The 253-nt window shown below is 67.6% G+C and carries 1 protein-coding gene; it reads right to left on the bottom strand.

The window, feature by feature from the left end:
* A partial coding sequence (locus ACSNOK_RS35245) for a hemagglutinin repeat-containing protein (RefSeq protein ID WP_436784764.1) occupies positions 1 to 214 on the bottom strand: 214 nt, incomplete at its 3' end.
* Positions 215 to 253 lie beyond the last annotated feature (39 nt).

The raw sequence follows: 253 nt of genomic DNA, 5'->3' as shown, positions 1-253 counted from the left end.
GCGCCGACACGATGGCAATGCTTCGGCCCGCATCCAGCGACATGTCCTTGCCCGACTGCACGCTGGAAGAGCGCACCAGCAGGTCCGCGCCGCTTTTCACGGCAAGCGCGCCGCCAGCCTCAAGCACGGAGCCGACCTGCGACGCCGTGCGGATCTGGACGACGCCGTCAGCGGCGTATTCCGTGCCGCCTTCCAGCCGGCTGACGGATGTCACCTTGACATTACGACCGGCATCGACGCTTGCGTCGCCTCC

The sequence above is a fragment of the Streptomyces sp. URMC 126 genome, from assembly GCF_051386555.1.
In the GTDB taxonomy this organism is placed as follows: domain Bacteria; phylum Actinomycetota; class Actinomycetes; order Streptomycetales; family Streptomycetaceae; genus Streptomyces.
Note: the sequence above shows the minus strand (reverse complement) of the source record. Positions and strands in the feature narration are given on the sequence as shown.